The sequence below is a fragment of the Pseudomonas arvensis genome (assembly GCF_056688935.1).
This window is the reverse complement of sequence record NZ_CP162038.1, coordinates 6,132,553-6,156,069: the sequence shown is the minus strand read 5'-3', so window position 1 is coordinate 6,156,069 and position 23,517 is coordinate 6,132,553. Positions and strand designations below refer to the sequence as shown.

Here is a 23,517-nt window from a genome sequence, read left to right as displayed (position 1 = left end):
ACCCGTGGGAGGCAGTGATGAACCTTGAGAGCAAATGGCTGGAAGACTTCAGCGCCTTGGCGGCGACGCGCAGCTTTTCCCAGGCGGCGGAGCGGCGCTTTGTCACCCAGCCGGCGTTCAGTCGACGTATCCGCAGCCTTGAGGCCGCGCTCGGGCTGACCCTGGTCAATCGCTCACGCACCCCGGTGGAGCTGACGGCGGCGGGGCAACTGTTTCTGGTCACCGCGCGCACCGTGGTCGAGCAGCTTGGTGAAGTGCTGCGCCATTTGCATCATTTGGAAGGCGGGCAGGGCGAAGTCATGCAAGTGGCCGCCGCCCACTCCCTGGCGCTGGGTTTCTTCCCGCGCTGGATCGCGCAGTTGCGCAACGAGGGTTTGAACATCGCCACGCGGCTGGTCGCCACCAACGTCGGCGATGCCGTGCACGCCCTGCGCGAAGGTGGCTGCGACCTGATGCTGGCGTTCTACGACCCGGACGCGGCGATGCAGATGGACGCGGAAATCTTCCCGTCGCTGCATTTGGGCAACACCGAAATGCTCCCGGTGTGCGCCGCCGATGCCGACGGCAAACCGCTGTTTGACCTGGAAGGCGAGGGCAGCGTGCCGTTGCTGGCCTACAGCGCGGGTGCCTTCCTCGGGCGTTCGGTGCATTTACTGCTGCGCCAGCGCGCACTGCGTTTTACCACCGTGTACGAAACCGCCATGGCCGACAGCCTCAAAAGCATGGCCCTGGAAGGCCTGGGCATCGCCTGGGTGCCGCAACTGAGTGTGCGGGCGGAATTGGCCCGTGGCGAACTGGTGGTGTGCGGCGGGCCGCAATGGCATGTGCCGCTGGAGATTCGCCTGTATCGGTGTGCGTTGGTGCGCAAGGCGAATGTGCGGTTGTTGTGGCGCAAGTTGGAAGGTGGCGCTGCCCAAAGTACCTGAGCCAAACACGAATCAAATGTGGGAGGGGGGCTTGCCCCCTCCCACAGGGTTTTGCAGTGTTTTTGACTGACTCTTGAGTCAATAAAACCGCCGGTTTGGGCGGTAAGACAGATGGTCATCCCAGGGGCTGTTTATCTGGATTATTACGGTATACTGCGCGGCCTTCGGCCGGTCCAACCGGCCTTAATTCGTACACCAAGCCACGCCGGATTTCCCGCGTGGCTTGTTGTTTTTTGACGCGCCTGCGGGCGCCCAGAGAGAAGAGGCACGACGATGAGTGCATTGGTTGGCGTGATCATGGGCTCCAAGTCCGATTGGTCCACCCTTAGCCACACCGCCGATATGCTGGAAAAACTCGGCATTCCGTATGAAGTGAAAGTGGTCTCTGCCCACCGCACCCCGGATTTGCTGTTCCAGTATGCCGATGAAGCAGAATCCCGTGGCATCGAGGTAATCATCGCCGGTGCCGGCGGCGCAGCGCACCTGCCGGGCATGTGTGCAGCCAAGACTCACCTGCCAGTGCTGGGCGTACCGGTGCAGTCGGCAATGCTCTCGGGCGTGGATTCGCTGTTGTCCATCGTGCAGATGCCGGCCGGTATCCCGGTGGCTACCCTGGCGATCGGCAAGGCTGGTGCGATCAACGCTGCCCTGCTGTCCGCCAGCATCTTGGGCGCCAAGCATCCGCAGTTCCACGCGGTGCTGAAAAAATTCCGTGCTGAGCAGACAGACAGCGTGCTGGACAATCCAGACCCACGTATCGCCTGAGGTTGTTGACGATGAAAATCGGTGTAATCGGTGGCGGCCAACTGGGCCGCATGCTGGCTTTGGCGGGTACCCCGCTGGGGATGAACTTCGCTTTCCTGGACCCGGCGCCGGACGCCTGCGCTGCGGCCCTGGGTGAACACCTGCGTGCTGACTACAGCGACCCGGACCACCTGCGCCAACTGGCCGATGAGGTCGACCTGGTGACCTTCGAGTTCGAAAGCGTCCCGGCCGAAACCGTGGCCTTCCTGTCGCAGTTCGTGCCGGTGTACCCGAGCGCCGAAGCCCTGCGCATTGCTCGCGACCGCTGGTTCGAAAAGAGCATGTTCAAGGACCTGGGCATTCCGACTCCCGCCTTCGCCGACATCCAGTCCCAGGCGGACCTGGACGCCGCTGTCGCCAGCATCGGCCTGCCAGCCGTGTTGAAAACCCGTACCCTGGGCTACGACGGCAAGGGCCAGAAGGTCCTGCGCACCGCTGCCGATGTGGTCGGCACCTTCGCCGAACTGGGCAGCGTCGCCTGCCTGCTGGAAGGCTTCGTGCCGTTCACCGGTGAAGTCTCGCTGATTGCCGTGCGGGCCCGTGATGGCGAGACCCGCTTTTACCCATTGGTGCACAACACCCACGACAGCGGCATTCTCAAGCTGTCCGTGGCCAGTACCGAGCACCCGTTGCAGGCGCTGGCCGAAGACTATTCCAGCCGTGTGCTCAAGCAACTGGATTATGTCGGCGTGATGGCGTTCGAATTCTTTGAAGTCGACGGCGGCCTCAAGGCCAACGAAATCGCCCCGCGCGTGCACAACTCCGGGCACTGGACTACTGAAGGCGCCGAGTGCAGCCAGTTCGAAAACCACCTGCGGGCGGTAGCGGGCTTGCCCCTGGGCTCCACGGCCAAGATCGGCGAGAGCGCCATGCTCAACTTCATCGGTGTGGTGCCGCCGGTTGAGCGTGTGATGGCGATTGACGATTGCCACGTGCATCACTACGGCAAAGCCTTCAAGGCCGGGCGCAAGGTCGGCCACGCCAACCTGCGCTGCAAGGACCGCGCGACGCTGCAAGCGCAGATCCTCAAGGTTGAAGCGCTGATCGCCGAGCAATAAGCCAAGCCCGACGGGAACCATTGGTGACCGTCGTCTCTCTGATTGCAGGATGCCAAAGCCTGACTAGGCTTTGGCATAGCTCACTTCATTCAGAGGGAAATGCCATGGGTATCATCGGAACCATCTTTATCGGCTTGATCGTCGGCCTGCTCGCGCGTTTCCTCAAGCCAGGCGACGACAGCATGGGCTGGATCATGACCATCCTGCTGGGTATTGCCGGCTCCCTGGCCGCGACCTACGGTGGTCAGGCACTGGGTATCTACCAAGCGGGTCAGGGCGCAGGCTTTCTGGGCGCGCTGGTCGGGGCGATCATCCTGCTGGTGATCTACGGCCTGATCAAAAAGAAGTAATCAGCCGACAAAGTCCTCTGCGCTGCGCAGGCGCAGAGGGCTAGAATGCTCGGCACTTGTAATTGCCGAGCCTCTCCATGCGCCGTCTTCTGTTGACTCTCCTCCTGCTGGGCTCTGGCCTGGCGCACGCCAGTGAATTGCCGGAAACCGACTGGCTCGACCTGATGCCGATGTCGGACCAAAAGGCCCTCGAAGCCATGCCCGAGATCGACCACAACTCCCCGGAAGCTCAAGGCACCTTTACCGACAAGGGTGGTTTGAAGCAGAGCAAAGGCTTGCCCGCGGTGATGTATTCGACCAAGACCGTGGCGGCCATGAACGGCAAGAACATCCGTATCGGTGGCTACCCGGTGCCGTTGGAAACCGATGCCAAGGGCCGTAGCACGCTGTTCTTCCTGGTGCCGTACCCAGGCGCGTGCATCCACGTGCCGCCACCGCCGCCTAATCAATTGGTGCTGGTGCGTTATCCCAAGGGGCTGAAGCTGGATGATATCTACACGCCGCTGTGGGTGACGGGCACGTTGAAGGTGGAGAAGGTCAACAATGACTTGGCGGATGCGGCGTATGCGCTGGATGCGGGGAAGGTGCGGGTGGTGAAGGAGTCAGACCTCTAGAACCCGACACATAACCATGTGGGAGGGGGCAAGCCCCTCCCACATTTGATTGGGTTTACAGAGCTATACCGCAGATGCTCACGCCCAACGTGTGATGTTCACCCGGCGCCAGCGCCACCACATCCTCCAGCACATTCGCCGTCTCGATGCACAGCATGCCTGTCCAGCCATCGTCGGCCATGTCGTCGAAGGCCTTGGCGCGTTCGGTCCAGGGGTTCCAGATCACGGTGGATTTCGAGCCTTCGCTGATGAGCTGGATACGGCGCTGCCAATCCTTGTCGACGATGTTGAGCTTTGCAGGCGTGTCGAGATAGATGCGGTCGGTCTCGGCACTGAAATGCAGCAGGCCGGATTGCTTCTTCTCGCTCCAGCCATCGGCGGTGTCGATGTACGCCGAGCCGTCCAGGCCGTCGACCTGCACGTTGCGCACATCGCTGACGGCGAAGTAGGTGTGCAGCGCCTGGCTCAGGGTGACGGTGTCGGTGCCCCGGTTGTGGCTGGTCAGGCGGATGTGCAGTTGGTCGTCCAGCCGCAGGCTCAGTGTCAGGTCAACCTGATGGGGCCAGCCGGGGAAGCCGCCTGCCGGTACGGGCAGTGTCAGGTCCACGCGCAGTGCTTCGCCTTCCAGTTCGCTCCCCGCCAATTCCCAGCGTGCCGTACGCGCAAAACCGTGGGCGCCGGCAGGTTGGTCACTCTGGCGCATCGCCTTTATTACGCTTTGCGGGTTGCGGTCGAACACGCCAAACCATGGCCAGCACACCGGTACACCGGTTCGGATGCCTTTGCCTTGCTTGAACACCGCCGCCGGGTTAGGCCAGATCAGCGGCTGCTCGCCCTCACGCCCGTAACTGAAGATATGCGCGCCCTGCTGGGCGACCATCAATTGCGCGCCGTTGTGGCGGATACGCCAGCAGTCCAGCTCGTCGATTTTCAGGGTTTCAACGTGGGGCGTAGGCATACACAGCACTCTTCATGGCAGGCAATGGGGCAATGGACCGTCAAAACCCGGCGAGGTTTAACGTGCGCGCGACGGCACCGAACGCGTGCGGCCACTGCCGTCGATGGCGACGAACACAAACACTGCCTCGGTGACCTTGCGCCATTCGCTGGACAGCGGGTCGTCGCTCCACACTTCGACCATCATCTGGATCGAACTGCGGCCGATTTCCAGGGCCTGGGTATAGAAGGACAACTGCGCGCCCACTGCCACCGGCACCAGAAACGCCATGCGATCAATCGCCACGGTGGCCACGCGACCGCCCGCGACCTTGCTGGCCATTGCCGTGCCGGCCAGGTCCATCTGCGCGACCAGCCAGCCGCCGAAGATATCGCCAAAGCCGTTGGTCTCGCGCGGAAGCGCGGTGATTTGCAGGGCGAGGTCGCCTTGCGGGATAGGGTCTTCTTGTTCGAGTTCGATCATGCCGGAGATGCCTCTCAAGACTGCGGGTTCTTGCGCGTGCGTGGGCCGAGTATATCGACACCCTTGCGCCGCGACGACCTTCTGTGGCTGATTTGGTCGGCAATTGGCCGCTGTATCGTGGCTTTTTGCGGCAACTGTGCTTGTGATGTGCTTTTGCAAGCGATTTGCTATCTTGCCCAACCCGTCCTGGCTCAGCCAGCACACCGGATCTGCCGTCCTGACTAATAAGAGAAGCCTTGCCATGTCCTCCGTGCCCGCAAGCAGTGCGCAGCCTTCGCGCCCGCTGACCCGCAACGACTACAAAACCCTGTCGCTGTCTGCCTTGGGCGGGGCGCTGGAGTTCTACGATTTCATCATTTTCGTGTTTTTCGCCACCGTGGTCGGAAAACTGTTCTTCCCTGCCGACATGCCTGAATGGCTGCGCATGATGCAAACCTTCGGCATCTTCGCCGCCGGTTACCTGGCCCGCCCACTGGGCGGCATCATCATGGCGCACTTCGGCGACCTGCTGGGCCGCAAGAAAATGTTCACCCTGAGCATCTTCATGATGGCCGTACCGACCCTGATCATGGGCCTGCTGCCGACCTACGCGCAGATCGGCCTGTGGGCGCCGATCCTGTTGCTGCTGATGCGCGTCATCCAGGGCGCGGCGATTGGCGGCGAAGTGCCGGGCGCGTGGGTGTTCGTCTCCGAACACGTACCTCCACGCCATATCGGCTACGCCTGCGGTACCCTGACCAGCGGCCTTACGGCCGGTATCCTGCTGGGTTCGCTGGTGGCCACCGCAATCAACACGCTTTATACCCCTGAGCAGGTCTCGGATTACGCCTGGCGTATTCCGTTCCTGCTGGGTGGCGTGTTCGGCCTGCTGTCGGTGTACCTGCGTCGCTGGCTGCACGAAACGCCGATCTTCGCCGAAATGCAGCAACGCAAGACGTTGGCCGCCGAGCTGCCATTGCGCGCGGTACTGCGCGACCACCGTGGCGCCATCGTGCTGTCGATGCTGCTGACCTGGTTGCTGTCGGCCGGCGTGGTGGTGGTTATCCTCATGACCCCGACCGTGCTGCAAACCATCTACCACTTCAGCCCGACCGTAGCGCTGCAAGCCAACAGCCTGGCCATCGTGACCCTGAGCCTGGGCTGCATCGCCTCCGGCGCCTTGGCTGACCGCTTCGGTGCGGGCCGCGTGCTCATTAGCGGTTGCGCGCTGCTGCTGGCCACTTCTTGGACGCTCTACCACAGCCTGTTGGCTCACCCGGACTGGCTGTTCCCGCTGTACGCCTTGACCGGTCTGTTTGTCGGCACAATCGGCGTGGTGCCGTACGTGATGGTCAAAGCCTTCCCACCCGTGGTGCGTTTCAGCGGCTTGTCGTTTTCCTACAACGTGGCCTATGCCGTGTTCGGCGGTCTGACGCCACTGGCTGTCTCGCTGCTGATGAAAGAAAGCCCGATGGGCCCGTCTTACTACGTGGCTGCCCTGTGTGTGATGGGGATGGGAGTAGGCGTGTATCTGTGGAAACGCGGGCGTTAAAATCACCCGGTTCCCCTGTGGCGAGCAAGCTCGCTCGCCACAGGCTCTATAGGGGTTTGCGAACCCCCCGCTTCAAGCGCTCCAACCTCCTCGCAAGTCCCTTATTCATTGGCCTTCTCCCTTCCTGTCAGGAAATTCTTAAATAGTGGCCTTTCATCTAACTGTCACATTGCAGACATAGAGTGTTCACACGGCCTACCGATACTTGGCCCCGATCCAACTATCCCTATCTGCTAGGAGCAAGGCATGAAACTGAAACGTTTGATGGCGGCAATGACTTTTGTCGCTGCTGGCGTTGCGACCGCCAACGCGGTGGCCGCTGGTGTTGATCCGGCAATCCCGGCGTACGTTAAGACCACTGGTGTGTCGGGCAACTTGTCCAGCGTCGGTTCCGATACCCTGGCTAACCTGATGACCCTGTGGGCCGAGGGTTACAAAAAGGAATACCCGAACGTCAACATCCAGATTCAAGCTGCCGGCTCCGCTACTGCGCCACCTGCGCTGACTGAAGGCACCTCCAACCTGGGCCCGATGAGCCGCAAGATGAAGGACACCGAACTGGCTGCCTTCGAGCAGAAGTACGGCTACAAGCCAACCGCTATCCCGGTGGCCGTGGATGCCCTGGCCGTGTTCGTGCACAAGGACAACCCGATCCAGCACCTGACCATGGAGCAAGTGGACGCGATCTTCTCCTCGACGCGTCTGTGCGGCGGCAAAGCCGACGTGAAAACCTGGGGCGAGCTGGGCGTGACCGGCGACCTGGCCAACAAGCCAGTGCAGCTCTTCGGTCGTAACTCGGTGTCCGGCACCTACGGCTACTTCAAGGAAGAAGCCCTGTGCAAAGGCGATTACAAGCCTAACGTGAATGAACAACCAGGCTCGGCTTCGGTCGTGCAGTCGATCAGCTCCTCGCTGAACGGCATCGGTTACTCGGGCATCGGTTACAAGACCGCCAGCGTGAAAACCGTGCCTCTGGCCAAGAAAGGCAGCACTGACTACATCGAAGACACCGAAGAAAACGCCCTGAACGGCAAGTACCCGCTGTCGCGTTTCCTCTACGTGTATGTCAACAAAGCCCCGAACAAGCCTCTGGCTCCGCTGGAAGCTGAGTTCGTGAAACTGGTTCTGTCCAAACAGGGCCAGGAAGTTGTAGTGAAAGACGGCTACATCCCACTGCCAGCCAAAGTGGCCGCCAAGGCCCTGGCTGACCTGGGTCTGAAAGAAGGCAACTGATTGCCTTCGCGGGGCCGGCATACCGGCCCCGCATCCGAATTTTCTAGTCCGCTGCCAGCTATGCTTCGCGGCGGATTTGTTGCGTCACTGCACTGTCATCTTTCTGTCATACAGGATCGCTAGGGTGTGCGCATGAATGATCTGGCCAATTCCACCATGACGACGACTTCTCCTCCCAAGCGCATTGATTTCAATACGCCTGAGCTGCAACGCAAGCGCCGCATTCGCGCGCTCAAAGATCGCCTGACCCGTTGGTACGTGCTGGTGGGCGGCCTCGCCGTCCTCGGTGCTATCACCCTGATCTTCTTCTTCCTCGCCTACGTCGTCGCGCCGTTGTTCCAGGGTGCCTCGTTGACCAAGGAAGAGGCGCTCACCCCGGCCTGGATCCAGGACGCCGGCAAGCCGCTGATGATCTCCCTCGAAGAGCAGAACCAGGTCGGCATGCGGGTTTCCGACAAGGGCCAGGCGCTGTTCTTTAATGTAGAGACTGGCGCCGAGCTCAAACGCGTCGACCTGGCGCTTCCCGTGGGGACCAGCGTCGCGTCCATCGGTGAAGACCAGCCAGGCAGCCCGCTGGTGATCCTTGGTTTGTCCAATGGCCAATCGTTGGTGTTCCGCCACACCTACAAAGTGTCCTACCCGGACGGCAAGAAAACCATCACGCCAGCGATTGAATACCCTTACGGTGAAACGCCGATCGTGCTGGATGACGCCGGTCGCCCGTTGGAACATGTAGCCCTCAACGCCACTGACACCTCCCTGGTGGTGGCAGGTTCGGCCGGTTCGCACCTGAGCGTGCTGACCCTGAGCCGCGAAGAGAACATGATGACTGGCGAAGTCACCAGCGAGCAGAAGCGTGTCGAGCTGCCGCAAATGACCGAGCCGGTGAAGGCGATCTTCATCGACCCGCGCCAGCAGTGGCTGTATGTGATCAACGGCCGTGCCCTGGCCGATGTGTTCAGCCTGCGCGACAAGAGCCTCAACGGCCGCTACAAACTGTTGGAAGATGGCAACGCCGAAATCACCGCCAGCACCCAACTGGTCGGCGGTATCTCGCTGATCATCGGTAACTCCAAAGGCGGCCTGGCCCAGTGGTTCATGGCCCGCGATCCGGATGGCGAGCAGCGCTTCAAGCAGATCCGTACCTTCCAGATGGGCACGGCGCCCATCGTTGAAATCACCGCCGAAGAACGCCGCAAGGGCTTCACCGCCCTCGACGCTTCCGGCCAGTTCGGTGTGTTCCACAGCACCGCCCATCGCACTTTGCTGGTCGACCCGGTGGTCGACGGCCAGGGCGTGTTCGGCCTGTCGCCACGGGCCAACCGCGTAATCGTGGAAGCCGGCGGCAAGCTGCAACCGTTGCTGCTCGACAACCCGCACCCGGAAGTGTCCTGGAGCGCGTTGTGGAGCAAGGTCTGGTACGAAAACTACGACGAGCCTAAATACGTCTGGCAATCGACCGCTGCCAACACCGACTTCGAACCCAAGATGAGCCTGGCCCCGCTGACCTTCGGTACCTTGAAGGCCGCGTTCTACGCCATGCTGCTGGCCGCACCGCTGGCCGTCGCCGCTGCGATCTACACCGCCTATTTCATGGCCCCGAGCCTGCGCCGCAAGGTCAAGCCGGTGATCGAGTTGATGGAGGCGATGCCGACCGTGATCCTCGGCTTCTTCGCCGGCCTGTTCCTGGCGCCATACGTGGAAGGGCATCTACCGGGGATTTTCAGCCTGCTGATGCTGCTGCCGATTGGCATCCTGGTGGCGGGCTTTGTGTTCAGCCGCTTGCCGGAGTCGATTCGCCTGCGCGTTCCCGATGGCTGGGAAAGCGCGATCCTGATCCCGGTGATCCTGTTTGTGGGCTGGCTCTCGCTGTACATGAGCCCGTACCTGGAAACCTGGTTCTTCGGCGGCGACATGCGCATGTGGATCTCCCACGACCTGGGAATCACCTACGACCAGCGCAACGCCCTGGTGGTCGGTCTGGCCATGGGGTTCGCGGTGATCCCGAACATCTACTCCATCGCCGAAGACGCCGTGTTCAGCGTGCCGCGCGGCCTGACCCTGGGCTCGCTGGCCCTGGGTGCCACGCCGTGGCAGACCATGACGCGGGTGGTGATCCTGACCGCCAGCCCGGGCATCTTCTCCGCCCTGATGATCGGCATGGGCCGTGCAGTCGGCGAGACCATGATCGTGCTGATGGCCACCGGCAACACGCCGGTGATGGAGATGAACCTGTTCGAAGGCCTGCGAACGCTCGCGGCCAACGTCGCGGTGGAAATGCCGGAGTCGGAAGTGGGCGGCAGTCACTACCGCGTGCTGTTCCTCTCTGCGCTGGTGCTGCTGCTGTTCACCTTCATCATGAACACCCTCGCCGAGCTGATCCGTCAGCGTCTGCGCAAGAAATACTCGTCGCTTTAAGAAAGGTAGAAGTCTGTGAAACAGAACTCCCTGAATGGATGGTTCAAGAGCGGCGCCCCCGGCGTCTGGATCAGCGGTGGCGCGGTGTCCATCGCGGTCATCATGACCATTGGGTTGCTGGCCGTGATTGCGGTGCGTGGTTTGGGCCACTTCTGGCCGGCTGACCTGATCCAGGCCAACTACAGCGTGCCGGGCCAGGAAAACCATATCGTCATCGGCGAAGTGGTGCAGAAAGAAGAAGTGCCCCGCGAGCGCCTGAAAAGTGCTGGCCTGCCGGTGCCCGATGAAGGCCCGGAATTCATGACCCGCGAGCTGATCAAGGTCGGCAACCGGGACTTGAATGGCAACGACTTCACCTGGATCGTTGGCGAATGGCTGAAGGACCAGACCACGCCGAAAAACCTGATGGCGATCGAGCGGCGTGAGTGGGGCAACTTCTACGGCACCCTGGTCAACGTCAAGCAGGATGGCAAGGTCATCGCTGAAGGCGAGGCCGCGTGGCCGGAACTGCAAGCCCGCGTCGACCGCGTCAACAAGCTGGCCGCCCAGCTCAAGAGCCTGGAAAAAACCGATATCGGCGCGATCAACGCCGGCCTCGAACGCATCCGCCTGCACGGTCGTAAACTGGAGCTGGAAGGCAAGCTCGATGCCACCGCCCAGGCTGATATGGATGCTGACCGCGCCGAGCTGAATGCCCGTTACCAGGACATCGAAGCGCGTCTGGCCGACCTGCACGCCCAGTTCAACCGCGATGCGCTGACTGCTCGCGATGGCAATGGCAAGGAAATCGAAATCGGCATCGGCAAAGTGGTGCACGCCTACCAGCCGAACGCCATGGGCACGCTGACCAAGATCGGTTTCTACTTCAGCAAGGTCTGGGAATTTTTGAGCGATGACCCACGGGAAGCCAACACCGAAGGCGGGATTTTCCCGGCCATCTTCGGCACCGTGATGATGACCCTGATCATGGCGATGATCGTGACCCCGTTCGGCGTACTGGCGGCGGTGTACCTGCGTGAATACGCCAAGCAGAACACCCTGACCCGCATCATCCGCATCGCTGTGAACAACCTGGCCGGCGTACCGGCCATCGTCTACGGCGTGTTCGGCCTGGGTTTCTTCGTGTATGTACTGGGTGGCTCGGTTGACCGGCTGTTCTTCGCCGAAGCCCTGCCGGCACCGACCTTCGGTACGCCTGGCCTGCTGTGGGCCTCGCTGACCCTGGCGCTGCTGGCGGTGCCGGTGGTGATCGTGGCCACCGAAGAAGGCCTGGCGCGGATTCCCCGCACCGTGCGTGAGGGTTCCCTGGCGCTGGGCGCGACCAAGGCGGAAACGCTGTGGAAGATCGTGCTGCCGATGGCCAGCCCGGCCATGATGACCGGCATGATCCTCGCCGTGGCCCGTGCCGCTGGCGAAGTGGCACCGCTGATGCTGGTAGGCGTGGTGAAACTGGCCCCGTCGCTGCCGCTGGACGGCAACTACCCATACCTGCACCTGGACCAGAAGATCATGCACTTGGGCTTCCACATTTATGACGTCGGCTTCCAGAGCCCCAACGTCGAAGCCGCACGGCCACTGGTGTACGCCACCGCCTTGCTGCTGGTACTGGTGATCGCCACGCTCAACTTGTCGGCGGTGTGGATACGTAACCACCTGCGCGAGAAATACAAAGCGTTGGACAGCTGACACGATCCAATGTGGGAGGGGGCAAGCCCCCTCCCACACTGGACCGCGCCATACACAGAATTTGAGTAAACCGCTCCGGCGGTTCAACGAACTGAATTGGTAGCACAGGGAGCATCCCATGCAACACGACACCCATTCCCACGGCATCAACATGTCTGCCCTGGGTCGCGACAAGCAGAGCCTGAGCCTGGCCCAGGAAACCGTGGCCATCGAAGTGCCAGGCCTGAGCCTGTACTACGGTGACAAGCAGGCGCTGTTCGACGTCAGCATGAACATCCCCAAGCAGCGCGTGACTGCCTTCATCGGCCCGTCGGGCTGCGGCAAGTCCACGCTGTTGCGCACCTTCAACCGCATGAACGACCTGGTCGACGGTTGCCGTGTGGACGGTGCGATCAACCTCTACGGCACCAACATCTACCGCAAAGGCGAAGACGTGGCCGAGTTGCGTCGCCGCGTGGGCATGGTGTTCCAGAAGCCCAACCCGTTCCCCAAGACCATCTACGAAAACGTGGTCTACGGCCTGCGTATCCAGGGCATCAACAAGAAGCGCATCCTCGACGAAGCCGTGGAGTGGGCCTTGAAAGGCGCGGCGCTGTGGGATGAGGTCAAGGACCGCCTGCACGAGTCGGCACTGGGCTTGTCCGGCGGCCAGCAGCAACGTCTGGTGATCGCCCGTACCATCGCCGTGGAGCCGGAAGTGCTGCTGCTCGACGAACCCTGCTCGGCACTCGACCCCATCTCGACCCTGAAAGTGGAAGAGCTGATCTACGAGCTCAAGTCCAAGTTCACCATCGTCATCGTGACCCACAACATGCAACAGGCGGCGCGAGTTTCCGACTACACCGCGTTCATGTACATGGGCAAGCTGGTGGAATTCGGCGATACCGATACCCTGTTCACCAATCCGGCGAAAAAGCAGACCGAAGACTACATCACCGGTCGCTACGGCTAGGAAGCTGTGGTTCTGATTGCATTGACGCTGCGGTTCTCCGCACCTTACCGGACGCTCCAAGGACGCCAACATGATTAGCAAAGAAGGCCTTACCCATCACATCTCCGCGCAGTTCAACGCCGAGCTTGAGGAAGTGCGCAGCCACCTCCTGGCGATGGGCGGCTTGGTGGAGAAGCAAGTCAACGACGCCGTGACCGCGCTGATCGAGGCCGACTCGGGCCTGGCCCAGCAGGTGCGTGAGATCGACGACCAGATCAATCAGATGGAACGCAATATCGACGAGGAATGCCTGCGCATTCTCGCCCGTCGCCAGCCGGCGGCCTCGGACCTGCGTTTGATCATCAGCATCTCCAAGTCGGTGATCGACCTGGAGCGCATCGGCGACGAAGCCACCAAGATCGCCCGCCGCGCCATCCAGCTGTGCGAAGAAGGCGAAGCGCCACGCGGCTACGTGGAAGTGCGCCACATCGGCGATCAGGTGCGCAACATGGTGCGCGATGCCCTAGATGCGTTTGCGCGCTTCGATGCCGACCTGGCGCTCTCGGTGGCGCAATACGACAAGGTCATCGACCGCGAATACAAGACCGCCCTGCGTGAGCTGGCGACCTACATGATGGAAGACCCGCGCTCTATCTCGCGGGTCTTGAGCATTATCTGGGTGCTGCGTTCCCTGGAGCGGATCGGCGATCATGCGCGCAATATCTCGGAACTGGTGATCTACCTGGTGCGCGGTACCGACGTACGGCACATGGGCCTCAAGCGTATGAAGGCCGAAGTTGAAGGTTCTGCCGACCAAATCCCTAATGTTCCGGGCGAACCTGACGATAAGTAAGGTTGCCCGAGAAATTAACGCCCGGCCTTTGGCCGGGCGTTTTCGTTTCTGGCATCTGAATTTTTTGCGCAGCGGAAGAAATAAAGTCCAGCTGTGACTACCGAGTTTTGGCAAAATGCCATTAGTCAGGCGTTCTGCGTGCCGAAGTTTTTATAGGATGAAGGGTCAATGAGTAAAGTCAGTGTATTGGTGGTGGATGACGCCTCGTTTATCCGCGATCTGGTGAAGAAGTGCCTGCGCAATTACTTCCCCGGGATCAAGCTTGAAGATGCGGTGAACGGCAAAAAGGCCCAGGCCATCCTGATGCGCGAAACCTTCGACCTGGTGCTGTGCGACTGGGAAATGCCGGAGATGTCCGGCCTGGAGCTGTTGACCTGGTGCCGCGAGCAACCGCACCTCAAGGCCATGCCGTTCGTGATGGTGACCAGCCGTGGCGACAAAGAGAACGTGGTGCAGGCGATTCAGGCCGGCGTTTCCGGGTATGTCAGCAAGCCATTCACCAACGAACAGCTGCTGAACAAGGTCAAGCAGGCCTTGCACAAGGTCGGCCGCCTCGACGCCCTGGTCGCCAGCGCGCCGACCAAAATGAACTCGGCCTTCGGCAACGACTCCCTGAGCGCCCTGACAGGCGGCAAGCCTGAAGCGTTGCGTTCGGCCCCCGTTGCCGCTGCAGCGCCGGCGCCCAGCAAAGGCCTGCTCAGCAGCCCAGCGGTGCAAGCCCCTTCCGCCGCACCGGCAGCCGGTCGTGGCCAGGGCCAGCTGCGTCTGTCCAGCGGCACCCAGCAATGCGTCATCAAAGCGTTGAGCATCAAGGAAGCGCTGCTGGTGGTGCGTCGCACGGAAGTCCTGCCGCAGGTACTGGAAAGTGCCGTACTCGACCTGGAACAAGGTGACAACGCCGAAGTGGCCCGCCTCAACGGCTACCTGCACGCCATCGTCGCCTTCGAGCCCAAGCCCGACAGCGACTGGCTGCAACTGACCTTCCGGTTTATCGACCAGGATGCGCAGAAGCTCGACTACATCTCTCGCCTGATTGCACGGGGCACGGCGCAGAAGCATTTCGTGCCGGGTGCGTAAGCGCCTGAATATCGGAAATCGACCGGCTGTCTGATTCCCCATTTCTGGTTTGATTTATATCTGTTTCGATATAGTCTCTCGATAACGCTTCAGCGTTATCGAGCCTTTGCTATGCCTTGAAACAAACGTCCACCGCTTATGCCCGAATCGTCGATTAGGGGCTCGCGCCAGATTGCAGGAGTTAGGTTAAGCCATGACAAATCAAAACATTCACGGTGAACGTTTCAGCTCCGTTTGGGACGCGTTGGAAGATACCCCTCAGCAAGCCGCCAATATGCGGCTACGTTCAAAACTGTTGTTGGAGCTGTGCAAAACCATCCGCGGCTGGGAGCTTTCTCAAAAAGAAGCCGCCCAAAGACTGGGTATCAGTCAGCCCCGCCTCAACGACGTACTCACCGGCAAGATCGACAAACTTTCGCTGGATGCTTTGGTCAATTTGTCGGCAGCCGCGCAGATGAACGTGGATATTTGTTTTAATGGGCTGCCAGCATAGAGCTGTCATCCACACTTGCTAACCTGCCGCTCAGTCATCTCGGAAGGTTCACACCATGCTCCTTCGCCTTTTACTGTGCTGCGGGCTGGCCACGGTCACTACCTCGACCTTGGCCATGACCGTCTACAAATCCACCGACGCCAATGGTGTGGTGTTTTTCAGCGACCGGCACACCCCGGGCGCTCAAGCGTTTGAGCTGCATGAGCGCCGAGTCGAGCGTGTAAGACGACCGGTGCTCGATATGCCCAAACCCCTCTACCGACCGCAAGCCTACCGCTATCCCTTACCCTGGCGCGGCGGCCCGTTCCGCCTGACCCAAGGCCCCAACGGCAGCTTCAGCCACACCGACGCCAAGAGTCGCTACGCCATGGACATCGCCATGCCCGAAGGCACGCCGATCATCGCCGCGCGCAGTGGCGTGGTGGTGAAGACCGAGAACGGGCAGGCCGGGCGCGGCAATGATGCGTCGGGGAATTTTGTGCGGGTGCAGCATGATGACGGCACACAAGGCGTGTACCTGCATCTCAAGCAAGGGTCGGTCAGTGTGAGGGCGGGGCAGCGTGTGGCGGTGGGGAGCCCGCTGGCGCTGTCGGGCAATACCGGCAACAGCAGCGGGCCGCACCTGCACTTTGTCGTACAGCGCGCCACCGAGGCAGGGCTGGTGTCGATCCCGTATGAGTTCAACCAGCCGGTGGGCGCCTTGCCCAACTTTGCGTTGGGCAATTGAGGCTCAGTCGAGCATCAACACCTTGGCCAGTACGATCTTCGGCCCTTTCATCTTCTTGATGATAATCCGCAGGCCTTCAACCTCCAGCACTTCTTCCTCTTCCGGCACCCGTTTCAGGGTTTCGTAGATCAGGCCGGCCAGGGTTTCGGCTTCGATATGGTCCAGGTCGATGCCCAACAGGCGTTCCACCTTGAACAGCGGGGTGTCGCCGCGTACCAGCAGCTTGCCCGGCTGGTAGGCCAGGATGCCGCGCTCGGCCTTGCGGTGTTCGTCCTGGATATCGCCAACCAGCACTTCGAGCACGTCTTCCATGGTCAGGTAGCCGATGATGTTGCCGTCGGCCTCTTCGACCACGGCGAAGTGCGAGCCGCCCTTGCGGAACTGTTCCAGCAACTGCGACAGCGGCATGTGGCGCGACACGCGCTCCAGTGGGCGCGTCAGCTCGGCCAGGTTGAACGACTCGGGGATATGGTCGAGTTCGGCCAGTTCCAGTAGCAGGTCCTTGATGTGCAGCAGGCCGACGAACTCCTGGCGGACGCTGTCGTACACCGGGTAGCGGCTGAACTTGTGGCGGCGAAACAGCGCGAGGATTTCCTTGAGCGGTGCGTTGAACTCAAGGGTCACCAGGTCTTCGCGGGAGTTGGCCCAGTCGACGACTTCCAGTTCGCCCATTTCCACGGCTGAGGCCAGTACGCGCATGCCTTGGTCGCTCGGGTCCTGGCCACGGCTGGAGTGCAGGATCAACTTGAGCTCTTCGCGGCTGTAATGATGCTCATGGTGCGGGCCCGGCTCGCCTTGGCCGGCGATGCGCAGGATCGCGTTGGCGCTGGCGTTGAGCAGGTAGATCGCCGGGTACATGGCCCAGTAGAACAGGTACAGCGGCACAGCCGTCCACAGCGACAGCAACTCAGGTTTGCGAATCGCCCAGGATTTGGGCGCCAACTCACCGACCACGATGTGCAGGTAGGAAATCACGAAGAACGCCGCGAAGAACGACACCCCCTTGATCACTTCCGGCGATTCGACGCCTACGGCGGCCAACAGCGGTTCGAGGATGTGCGCAAACGCCGGCTCACCGACCCAACCCAGGCCCAGGGAGGCGAGGGTGATACCCAGCTGGCAGGCCGACAGGTAAGCGTCGAGCTGGCTGTGCACGGTGCGCAGGATCTGCCCGCGCCAGCCGTTGGTATGGGCGATGGCCTCGACCCGGGTGGAGCGCAGTTTGACCATGGCAAATTCTGCGGCAACGAAAAAACCGTTGAGCAGTACCAGGATCAGAGCAAAAAGAATCATGCCGAAGTCGGCGAAGAGTGTGGCGAGGGTGATACCAGGGGAAGGGTCCATGATTGGGTTTTGCAGGTTCCGTGTGTTCAAGAAGGGGTGACAGGCAGGCCTGAAAGGCAGGCGCAAGTCGGCCAATGTAGCGGCTGACGGGGCGCTTGCCTAGTGGTTGCTGCCGGGTGGGACGTGGAATGTATTGTCCAAAACACTGGAGATCCACTGTGGGTGGGGGCAAGCCCCCTCCCACATTTGGTTTCGTGCTGTATTCGAGTTATTCATCATTCCCGACGAGCCGCGAACGCGTCACCTGCGCCGGCGGAAAATGGCAGGTAAAGGTGCTGCCATGCCCCAGCACGCTGCTGATTTCCAGGCGCGCACGGTGGCGCAGCAGCACATGCTTGACGATCGCCAGGCCCAGCCCGGTGCCGCCGGTATTGGAGTTGCGGCTGGAGTCGACGCGGTAGAAGCGCTCGGTCAGGCGCGGCAGGTGCTTGGCGTCGATGCCGATGCCGGAGTCCTGCACGCTCAGGTGGGCGCCTTGCTCGTCGGCCCACCAGCGGATGCGGATGGTGCCCTTGTCCTGGGTGTACTTCACGGCGTTGAACACCAGGTTGGAGAACGCGCTGCGCAATTCGCCCTCGCTGCCCTTGAGCAATACCTGTGGGTCGGCTTCCAGGCTGATCTGCTGCCCGCGTTCGCCTGAAAGGGCCTGGGCGTCATTCTTGATGGTCTGCAACAGGCTTTGCACCCCCACCGGATGGTTGTCCGAGGGGTAATCGGTGGCCTCAAGCTTGGCCAGCAACAGCAGGTCGTTGAGCAGCGTCTGCATGCGCGAACCTTGTTGCTGCATTTGCTGCAGGGCACGGCTCCAGCGCGGGTTGATCTCGTCGACGTTGTCGAGCAGCGTCTCCAGGTAGCCGCAGATCACCGTCAGCGGCGTGCGCAACTCGTGGGAGACGTTGGCGACGAAGTCTTTGCGCATCTGCTCCAACTGGTGGATGCGTGTCACGTCGCGTACCAGCATCAGGTGCTCGTTGTTGCCGTAGCGCGTCAGGTACAGCTGGATGCGCACCCGGTCGTTGGTCGGCGAGGGGATTTCCAGGGCTTCTTCGTAATTGTCCTGCTCAAAGTATTCCTTGAAGCGCGGGTGGCGCACCAGGTTGGTCACCGGCTGGCCGCTGTCCTGGGGCGTCTTGAGGCCCAGCAGGGTCTCGGCGGCGCGGTTCCACCATTCCAGGTTGCCGTCGCTGTCGAGCATGATCACCGCGTCCTTGAGGGCGGCGGTGGACTCCTGCACCCGGTCGATCACCGCTTGCAGGCGCCCGCGCACCCGTTGGTCGCGGCGTTGCAGGTGGTAGATGCTGTCGAACACCTCGCCCCACAGGCCGTAGCCGTCGGGTGGTGCTTCGTCGGGCTTATGCTGGCGCAGCCATTCATGCAGGCGCAGCAGTTGCTTGAGGGTCCAGCCCAGGTACAGGCCGATGCCGATGGCCAGGCTCCAGCCGTAGTAGCCGCTGATCAGCCCGACCAACAGGCAGCCGGTGATCAACAGGAGCATGTGGCGGATCAGGGTGCCATGCCAGTTCTGGTTCACTTAAACATGCGTCCTTGTCAGCTGTTAAGGAAGGAGAAGGGTTGGCTCAGCCTTTGGTGGAGAACCGGTAGCCGGTGCCGCGCACGGTTTGTACCAGATTCTCGTAGGCATCGCCCAAGGCTTTGCGCAAGCGGCGGATATGCACGTCGACGGTGCGCTCCTCCACATACACGTTGCCGCCCCACACCTGGTCCAGCAACTGGCCACGGGTGTAGGCGCGTTCCTGGTGGGTCATGAAAAATTGCAGCAGGCGGTATTCGGTAGGGCCCATCTCGGCCGGCGTGCCGTCGATGGTGACGCGGTGGCTGATCGGGTCGAGGATCAGGCCGCCGACTTCAATCGGCGCTTCGCCGTCGGTCGGGCCGGCGCGGCGTAATACGGCCTTCAGACGCGCTACCAACTCCCGTGGGGAAAAGGGTTTGGTGATGTAGTCATCCGCGCCGACTTCCAGGCCCTGGATCTTGTTGTCCTCTTCGCCCTTGGCGGTGAGCATGATGATCGGAATGTCCCCGGTCAGCTCATCACGCTTGAGACGACGGGCCAGTTCGATGCCGGAGGTGCCGGGCAGCATCCAGTCCAGCAGGATCAGGTCCGGCTTGCGGTCGACGATAATGGCATGGGCCTGCTGGGAGTTCTCCGCCTCCAGGCAGTCGTAGCCGGCCATTTCCAACGCAACGGCGATCATCTCGCGGATGGGCGCTTCGTCGTCAACAATCAGAATGCTCCTGCCAACCATGCTCAAAAATCCTCTTGTCATTTAACTGTCTTGCGCCGCATTAGATAACGGAATTATTGCAGTCGTGTGACAGTAATTTAGTCGCTCGGGCAAATCACGGCACTCTGGACTACCCTTTGGGTCCGAATCCTGACAACCACAAAAGGAAGGTTCCGATGACTTACCGTACTGTTTCCTGGAAAGCCCTGCTGGTAACGGCCGCGTTGACGCTGCCAGGCCTGGTGTTTGCGGGGGAGCCTGCAATGACCCAAGGCGGCATGTTGGTGGATCACAAGGGCATGACGCTCTACACCTTCGATAAGGATGCCGAAGGCAAGTCGGTGTGCAAGGACCAGTGCGCGACCAACTGGCCGCCGCTGAAAGCCGAATCCACAGACACAAAGACGGGCGATTGGACGGTTATTACCCGTGATGACCAGACCAGCCAGTGGGCCTACAAAGGCAAGCCGGTGTACACCTACAAGGACGACAAGAAGGCCGGTGACAAGACCGGAGATGGCAAGGGCGGTGCGTGGCACATCATCATCAAGCCATAAGCCTGCGGCGCCGCTGAAAGCATCGGGGGCAAGCCCCCTCCCACAGTGGGAATGCGTACCCCCGTGGGAGGGGGCTTGCCCCCGATGGCGCCGGTACAGCCACCACAAAAAACTCAGCGAAACCCGTAGTCCGCCACAATCCCCACAAAAATCGCCAACCCGGCCCAGTGGTTGTGCAAAAACGCCTTGAAGCACTTCATGCGGTCCCGGTCACGGGTGTACCAGAACTCCCAGGCAAAGCAGCCCGCAGCGGCCAGCAACCCCAGATGGAACCAGCTGCCCAGCTCGAACTGCGCCCCTGCCAACAACAGACACACCAGCGCCAGGCTCTGCAGGGTCAGGATGATCACGCGGTCGGCATCGCCGAACAGGATCGCGGTGGACTTCACGCCGATCTTCAAGTCGTCGTCCCGGTCGGTCATCGCGTAATAGGTGTCATAGCCCACCGTCCACACCAGGTTGGCGATGTACAACAACCACGCCGTGGCTGGCAGGTGGCCCGTTTCGGCGGTGAACGCCATCGGCATACCCCAGGAGAACGCGGCGCCTAATACCACCTGCGGGTAATAGGTGTAGCGCTTCATGAACGGGTAACTCGCGGCCAGCGCCAATCCGCCAAGGGATAATAGGATGGTGGTGGCGTTGGTCAGCAGCACCAGCAGGAAGCTGATGCCCATCAACACCGCAAAAAACACCAGCGCCTCTTTGGAACTGATCCTGCCGCTCACCAACGGGCGTTGCTCGGTGCGTTTCACATGGCCGTCAACCTTACGGTCGGCCCAGTCATTGATCACGCAGCCACCGGCCCGAGTCAGCACCACGCCCAGTACGAAAATCACGATATTGATAAATGAAGGCGAACCCTTTCCGGCAATCCACAGCGCCCACAGCGTCGGCCACAGCAGCAGGTAGATGCCGATGGGCTTGTCCATGCGGGTCAGTTGGATGAAATCCCAGGCCCTGGGGTTCAGGCGGTTCAGGGATTTGAGCAGACGTTGGTACATCAGCGGTTCTCCGGATGGTCATGCAGCGCGTGCCAGAAGCTCGGCAGGAAGATTTCCGCCACCAGCACGCTCAGCGACCCACGATCAAAACGTGAGCGGCGCGCCCACAGCTCATCGGCCTGATCGGCAGTCGGCAGCCATTGCCGTGGGTAATGGCACACCTCGATGGCCTGGCGCGTGAACGCTTGATCGCAGAACAGCAACTCGCCCAGTGAGCGGCTGCCCAACTCATCCATGTGCAGCCCGTCGCCCTGCAAGGCACTGCGCGCCGCCACGCTGCGGGCAAACACCCACGGTTGGCCGTGCCCGCGCAGATACACCTCGCGCACCCAGCCAACAGTGGCCGGGGCCAGGTCAAGGGCCACGCACTCATCGTCCCGCAACGGCTGCCAGCCTTCGAACAGCGGCGTCACGCTGAACGCCTCGTCGGACAGCCATGTCAGCCGTCGCGTCAGCGAGCCTTCATCGAACAGCCAATTGAGGGTCAAGGGCGTGGGCAGAGGGCTCAAACGGCTCTGGATCAGCCATTGGCAAGCATCGGGGAGGGCGGTTGAGTGCGGCACGGAGAGTCAGTAATTGGCAGCAAAAGAGGCGGCGAGCTTACCATGGCACCCTGGACTTTTGCCGGGCTCAACCGGCACCTTGCGTCGATCGCGCTTGCATCTGCCGGCCCCGATCAGTACAAAACGCCCTGAGCCGCGCGGCAACGCTGGATCCATCGACCGCCGGCCAAGACGCCTGAACCTGAGGAAGCACGTAATGAAGAAGTGGCAATGTATCGTCTGTGGCCTTATCTACAACGAAGCAGACGGCTGGCCTGATGACGGCATCGCGCCCGGCACTCGTTGGGAAGATGTCCCGGCAGACTGGCTGTGCCCGGATTGCGGCGTGGGCAAAATGGATTTCGAAATGATCGAAATCGGCTAATTTTCAGCTTTCAGAAAAGTACTACAAGGAGAAAGGAATGAACGCACCTGTCGTGATCATCGGCACAGGATTGGCCGGTTACAACGTAGCCAGGGAGTTTCGCAAACTCGACAGCGAAACCCCCTTGTTGCTGATCACCGCAGATGACGGGCGCTCCTACTCCAAGCCCATGCTCTCCACCGGCTTTGGCAAAAACAAGGAAGCCGATGGCCTGAGCATGGCCGAACCGGGCACCATGGCCGAGCAACTCAAGGCCCAAGTGCGTACCCACACCCGCGTCAGCGGCATCGATCCGGGCCACAAGCGCCTGTGGATCGGCGAGGAAGCCGTGGCTTACCGCGACCTGATCCTGGCCTGGGGTGCAGAAACCGTGCGCGTGCCGGTTGAAGGCGACGCTGCAGAACTGATTTTTCCGATCAACGACCTTGAAGACTACGCGCGCTTTCGCACTGCCGCGGCCGGCAAACGCCGCGTGCTACTGCTGGGCGCCGGCCTGATCGGCTGTGAATTCGCCAACGACCTGATCCTCGGCGGCTATGAAATCGACTTGGTCGCCCCGTGCGAACAAGTGATGCCAACCCTGCTGCATCCGGCGGCCGCTGCCGCTGTACAGGCTGGCCTGGAAGGCCTGGGTGCGCGGTTCCACCTGGGCCCGGTGCTCAACCGCCTGCAGCGCACGGCGGATGGGCTTGAAGCGCATCTGTCGGACGGTGACGTGATCCCCTGTGACCTGGTGGTCTCGGCCATCGGCCTGCGTCCGCGTGTGGACCTGGCGGCCGCTGCCGGCCTGCAAATCAACCGTGGGATCATGGTGGACCGCCACCTCAAGACCTCCCACGCCAATATCTACGCCCTGGGCGACTGCGCCGAGGTCGACGGCCTGAACCTGCTGTACGTCATGCCCCTGATGACCTGCGCCCGCGCCCTGGCCCAGACGCTGGCAGGCAACGCGACAGCCGTCAGTTACGGCCCGATGCCCGTCACCGTGAAAACCCCGGTCTGCCCGCTGGTGGTTTCGCCGCCACCACGGGGGACCGAAGGTGTATGGAGCGTCGAGGGTCAGGGCGCCGACATCAAGGCCCTGTGCCGCGACGCCAGCGGTCGCCTGCTGGGTTACGCACTGACGGGCACAGCCGTGATGGAAAAACTGGCCCTCAACAAAGAACTTCCGCCTCTACTGGCGTAAATGCTGGTCGTTCTGTCGGAATAAGCACGTTTTTCACCCCAGAAAGGTCGCCGCGAGGCTGGCGGAGCGTGCGAGGGCATGCCATCCTCACTTCCGTCTGCCGCAGAGTAGAGCCTGCGGCGCTTTGGGCGC

General features: G+C 61.5%; 24 protein-coding genes. 17 read left to right on the top strand and 7 right to left on the bottom strand.

Annotated features, from left to right (window positions below):
* Positions 1-17 precede the first annotated feature (17 nt).
* The 5 genes from AB3G88_RS28125 to AB3G88_RS28105 all read left to right on the top strand — a co-directional run bounded on the left by AB3G88_RS28125 (position 18) and on the right by AB3G88_RS28105 (position 3,752).
* Entirely contained in the window at positions 18-926 is a 909-nt protein-coding gene (locus tag AB3G88_RS28125) for a LysR substrate-binding domain-containing protein (RefSeq protein ID WP_053127569.1), read from the top strand.
* Positions 927-1,199: 273 nt separating this feature from the next.
* The gene (gene purE, locus AB3G88_RS28120) at positions 1,200-1,691 is read left to right on the top strand and encodes a 5-(carboxyamino)imidazole ribonucleotide mutase (protein WP_003176980.1); all 492 of its coding nucleotides are present in this window, start codon (positions 1,200-1,202) and stop codon (positions 1,689-1,691) included.
* Between the two features lie 11 nt (positions 1,692-1,702).
* The gene (locus AB3G88_RS28115) at positions 1,703-2,788 is read left to right on the top strand and encodes a 5-(carboxyamino)imidazole ribonucleotide synthase (protein WP_099586065.1); all 1,086 of its coding nucleotides are present in this window, start codon (positions 1,703-1,705) and stop codon (positions 2,786-2,788) included.
* Positions 2,789-2,892: 104 nt separating this feature from the next.
* Complete coding sequence (locus AB3G88_RS28110) at positions 2,893-3,138, top strand: GlsB/YeaQ/YmgE family stress response membrane protein (protein ID WP_099586064.1); 246 nt, start codon at positions 2,893-2,895, stop codon at positions 3,136-3,138.
* 77 nt (positions 3,139-3,215) lie between these two features.
* Complete coding sequence (locus AB3G88_RS28105; protein WP_099586063.1) at positions 3,216-3,752, top strand: DUF3299 domain-containing protein; 537 nt, start codon at positions 3,216-3,218, stop codon at positions 3,750-3,752.
* A gap of 55 nt (positions 3,753-3,807) precedes the next feature.
* Here the strand turns inward: AB3G88_RS28105 and AB3G88_RS28100 are convergent, their stop codons facing one another.
* Positions 3,808-4,710 (bottom strand): D-hexose-6-phosphate mutarotase, encoded by a 903-nt coding sequence (locus AB3G88_RS28100; protein ID WP_480452597.1) that lies wholly within the window; start codon positions 4,708-4,710, stop codon positions 3,808-3,810.
* A 57-nt stretch (positions 4,711-4,767) separates the two neighbouring features.
* Positions 4,768-5,172 (bottom strand): acyl-CoA thioesterase, encoded by a 405-nt coding sequence (locus AB3G88_RS28095; protein ID WP_003176975.1) that lies wholly within the window; start codon positions 5,170-5,172, stop codon positions 4,768-4,770.
* A gap of 241 nt (positions 5,173-5,413) precedes the next feature.
* On the opposite strand from AB3G88_RS28095, the gene AB3G88_RS28090 reads away from it, so the two are divergent.
* The 9 genes from AB3G88_RS28090 (at position 5,414) to AB3G88_RS28050 (ending at position 16,121) form a co-directional block, all read left to right on the top strand.
* Positions 5,414-6,703 carry an MFS transporter gene (locus AB3G88_RS28090; protein ID WP_112192785.1) on the top strand — a complete coding sequence of 430 codons (1,290 nt, stop codon included), beginning with the start codon at positions 5,414-5,416 and terminating at the stop codon, positions 6,701-6,703.
* Between the two features lie 246 nt (positions 6,704-6,949).
* Positions 6,950-7,936, top strand: a complete 987-nt coding sequence (locus AB3G88_RS28085; RefSeq protein ID WP_099586060.1) for a phosphate ABC transporter substrate-binding protein PstS — start codon at positions 6,950-6,952, stop codon at positions 7,934-7,936.
* Positions 7,937-8,320: 384 nt separating this feature from the next.
* Positions 8,321-10,354 carry an ABC transporter permease subunit gene (locus AB3G88_RS28080; protein WP_178075390.1) on the top strand — a complete coding sequence of 678 codons (2,034 nt, stop codon included), beginning with the start codon at positions 8,321-8,323 and terminating at the stop codon, positions 10,352-10,354.
* A gap of 15 nt (positions 10,355-10,369) precedes the next feature.
* Positions 10,370-12,040: a phosphate ABC transporter permease PstA gene (gene pstA / locus AB3G88_RS28075; protein WP_099586058.1), complete on the top strand. Its 1,671-nt coding sequence runs from the start codon at positions 10,370-10,372 to the stop codon at positions 12,038-12,040.
* Between the two features lie 118 nt (positions 12,041-12,158).
* Positions 12,159-12,992, top strand: a complete 834-nt coding sequence (gene pstB, locus AB3G88_RS28070) for a phosphate ABC transporter ATP-binding protein PstB (protein WP_027608247.1) — start codon at positions 12,159-12,161, stop codon at positions 12,990-12,992.
* Between the two features lie 70 nt (positions 12,993-13,062).
* Positions 13,063-13,824: a phosphate signaling complex protein PhoU gene (phoU, locus tag AB3G88_RS28065; RefSeq protein ID WP_053127580.1), complete on the top strand. Its 762-nt coding sequence runs from the start codon at positions 13,063-13,065 to the stop codon at positions 13,822-13,824.
* Positions 13,825-13,992: 168 nt separating this feature from the next.
* Positions 13,993-14,901: a response regulator gene (locus AB3G88_RS28060; RefSeq protein ID WP_099586057.1), complete on the top strand. Its 909-nt coding sequence runs from the start codon at positions 13,993-13,995 to the stop codon at positions 14,899-14,901.
* Positions 14,902-15,094: 193 nt separating this feature from the next.
* A complete protein-coding gene (locus AB3G88_RS28055) occupies positions 15,095-15,394 on the top strand; it encodes a helix-turn-helix domain-containing protein (RefSeq protein WP_400525680.1) in 300 nt (99 codons plus the stop codon).
* Between the two features lie 55 nt (positions 15,395-15,449).
* On the top strand, positions 15,450-16,121 hold the full coding sequence (locus AB3G88_RS28050) for a peptidoglycan DD-metalloendopeptidase family protein (protein WP_099586054.1): 672 nt from the start codon (positions 15,450-15,452) through the stop codon (positions 16,119-16,121).
* A gap of 3 nt (positions 16,122-16,124) precedes the next feature.
* On the opposite strand, the gene AB3G88_RS28045 is transcribed toward AB3G88_RS28050, so the two are convergent.
* The 3 genes from AB3G88_RS28045 to phoB all read right to left on the bottom strand — a co-directional run bounded on the left by AB3G88_RS28045 (position 16,125) and on the right by phoB (position 19,732).
* Positions 16,125-17,465 carry a hemolysin family protein gene (locus AB3G88_RS28045; RefSeq protein WP_122306676.1) on the bottom strand — a complete coding sequence of 447 codons (1,341 nt, stop codon included), beginning with the start codon at positions 17,463-17,465 and terminating at the stop codon, positions 16,125-16,127.
* A 208-nt stretch (positions 17,466-17,673) separates the two neighbouring features.
* Positions 17,674-18,960, bottom strand: coding sequence for a phosphate regulon sensor histidine kinase PhoR (gene phoR, locus AB3G88_RS28040; protein WP_178117271.1), 1,287 nt, complete (start codon positions 18,958-18,960; stop codon positions 17,674-17,676).
* An 82-nt stretch (positions 18,961-19,042) separates the two neighbouring features.
* Positions 19,043-19,732: a phosphate regulon transcriptional regulator PhoB gene (phoB, locus tag AB3G88_RS28035; RefSeq protein WP_003231714.1), complete on the bottom strand. Its 690-nt coding sequence runs from the start codon at positions 19,730-19,732 to the stop codon at positions 19,043-19,045.
* 155 nt (positions 19,733-19,887) lie between these two features.
* On the opposite strand from phoB, the gene AB3G88_RS28030 reads away from it, so the two are divergent.
* A complete protein-coding gene (locus AB3G88_RS28030; RefSeq protein WP_480452591.1) occupies positions 19,888-20,268 on the top strand; it encodes a COG4315 family predicted lipoprotein in 381 nt (126 codons plus the stop codon).
* A gap of 113 nt (positions 20,269-20,381) precedes the next feature.
* Here the strand turns inward: AB3G88_RS28030 and ubiA are convergent, their stop codons facing one another.
* Together ubiA and AB3G88_RS28020 are read right to left on the bottom strand one after the other, a co-directional pair.
* A complete protein-coding gene (gene ubiA / locus AB3G88_RS28025; protein WP_480452589.1) occupies positions 20,382-21,272 on the bottom strand; it encodes a 4-hydroxybenzoate octaprenyltransferase in 891 nt (296 codons plus the stop codon).
* Positions 21,272-21,835 carry a chorismate--pyruvate lyase family protein gene (locus tag AB3G88_RS28020; protein ID WP_112192779.1) on the bottom strand — a complete coding sequence of 188 codons (564 nt, stop codon included), beginning with the start codon at positions 21,833-21,835 and terminating at the stop codon, positions 21,272-21,274. Before AB3G88_RS28020 ends, ubiA begins: the two co-directional genes overlap by 1 nt.
* A gap of 196 nt (positions 21,836-22,031) precedes the next feature.
* Between AB3G88_RS28020 and AB3G88_RS28015 the strand changes: the two genes are divergently transcribed.
* Together AB3G88_RS28015 and AB3G88_RS28010 are read left to right on the top strand one after the other, a co-directional pair.
* A complete protein-coding gene (locus tag AB3G88_RS28015) occupies positions 22,032-22,199 on the top strand; it encodes a rubredoxin (protein WP_017528588.1) in 168 nt (55 codons plus the stop codon).
* Positions 22,200-22,236: 37 nt separating this feature from the next.
* A complete protein-coding gene (locus AB3G88_RS28010; RefSeq protein ID WP_191946685.1) occupies positions 22,237-23,385 on the top strand; it encodes an NAD(P)/FAD-dependent oxidoreductase in 1,149 nt (382 codons plus the stop codon).
* Positions 23,386-23,517: the final 132 nt, after the last annotated feature.

Excerpts from the sequence above, each read along its gene's own strand:
- pstB (WP_027608247.1), top strand. The coding sequence starts at position 12,159 with ATGCAACACGACACCCATTCCCACGGCATCAACATGTCTGCCCTGGGT.
- AB3G88_RS28105 (WP_099586063.1), top strand. The coding sequence starts at position 3,216 with ATGCGCCGTCTTCTGTTGACTCTCCTCCTGCTGGGCTCTGGCCTGGCG.
- AB3G88_RS28010 (WP_191946685.1), top strand. The coding sequence starts at position 22,237 with ATGAACGCACCTGTCGTGATCATCGGCACAGGATTGGCCGGTTACAAC.
- phoB (WP_003231714.1), bottom strand. The coding sequence starts at position 19,732 with ATGGTTGGCAGGAGCATTCTGATTGTTGACGACGAAGCGCCCATCCGC.
- AB3G88_RS28030 (WP_480452591.1), top strand. The coding sequence starts at position 19,888 with ATGACTTACCGTACTGTTTCCTGGAAAGCCCTGCTGGTAACGGCCGCG.
- AB3G88_RS28060 (WP_099586057.1), top strand. The coding sequence starts at position 13,993 with ATGAGTAAAGTCAGTGTATTGGTGGTGGATGACGCCTCGTTTATCCGC.
- AB3G88_RS28110 (WP_099586064.1), top strand. The coding sequence starts at position 2,893 with ATGGGTATCATCGGAACCATCTTTATCGGCTTGATCGTCGGCCTGCTC.
- AB3G88_RS28015 (WP_017528588.1), top strand. The coding sequence starts at position 22,032 with ATGAAGAAGTGGCAATGTATCGTCTGTGGCCTTATCTACAACGAAGCA.
- phoU (WP_053127580.1), top strand. The coding sequence starts at position 13,063 with ATGATTAGCAAAGAAGGCCTTACCCATCACATCTCCGCGCAGTTCAAC.
- phoR (WP_178117271.1), bottom strand. The coding sequence starts at position 18,960 with ATGCTCCTGTTGATCACCGGCTGCCTGTTGGTCGGGCTGATCAGCGGC.
- AB3G88_RS28125 (WP_053127569.1), top strand. The coding sequence starts at position 18 with ATGAACCTTGAGAGCAAATGGCTGGAAGACTTCAGCGCCTTGGCGGCG.
- AB3G88_RS28115 (WP_099586065.1), top strand. The coding sequence starts at position 1,703 with ATGAAAATCGGTGTAATCGGTGGCGGCCAACTGGGCCGCATGCTGGCT.
- AB3G88_RS28100 (WP_480452597.1), bottom strand. The coding sequence starts at position 4,710 with ATGCCTACGCCCCACGTTGAAACCCTGAAAATCGACGAGCTGGACTGC.
- purE (WP_003176980.1), top strand. The coding sequence starts at position 1,200 with ATGAGTGCATTGGTTGGCGTGATCATGGGCTCCAAGTCCGATTGGTCC.
- AB3G88_RS28055 (WP_400525680.1), top strand. The coding sequence starts at position 15,095 with ATGACAAATCAAAACATTCACGGTGAACGTTTCAGCTCCGTTTGGGAC.
- ubiA (WP_480452589.1), bottom strand. The coding sequence starts at position 21,272 with ATGTACCAACGTCTGCTCAAATCCCTGAACCGCCTGAACCCCAGGGCC.
- AB3G88_RS28045 (WP_122306676.1), bottom strand. The coding sequence starts at position 17,465 with ATGGACCCTTCCCCTGGTATCACCCTCGCCACACTCTTCGCCGACTTC.
- AB3G88_RS28050 (WP_099586054.1), top strand. The coding sequence starts at position 15,450 with ATGCTCCTTCGCCTTTTACTGTGCTGCGGGCTGGCCACGGTCACTACC.
- AB3G88_RS28090 (WP_112192785.1), top strand. The coding sequence starts at position 5,414 with ATGTCCTCCGTGCCCGCAAGCAGTGCGCAGCCTTCGCGCCCGCTGACC.
- AB3G88_RS28095 (WP_003176975.1), bottom strand. The coding sequence starts at position 5,172 with ATGATCGAACTCGAACAAGAAGACCCTATCCCGCAAGGCGACCTCGCC.
- AB3G88_RS28085 (WP_099586060.1), top strand. The coding sequence starts at position 6,950 with ATGAAACTGAAACGTTTGATGGCGGCAATGACTTTTGTCGCTGCTGGC.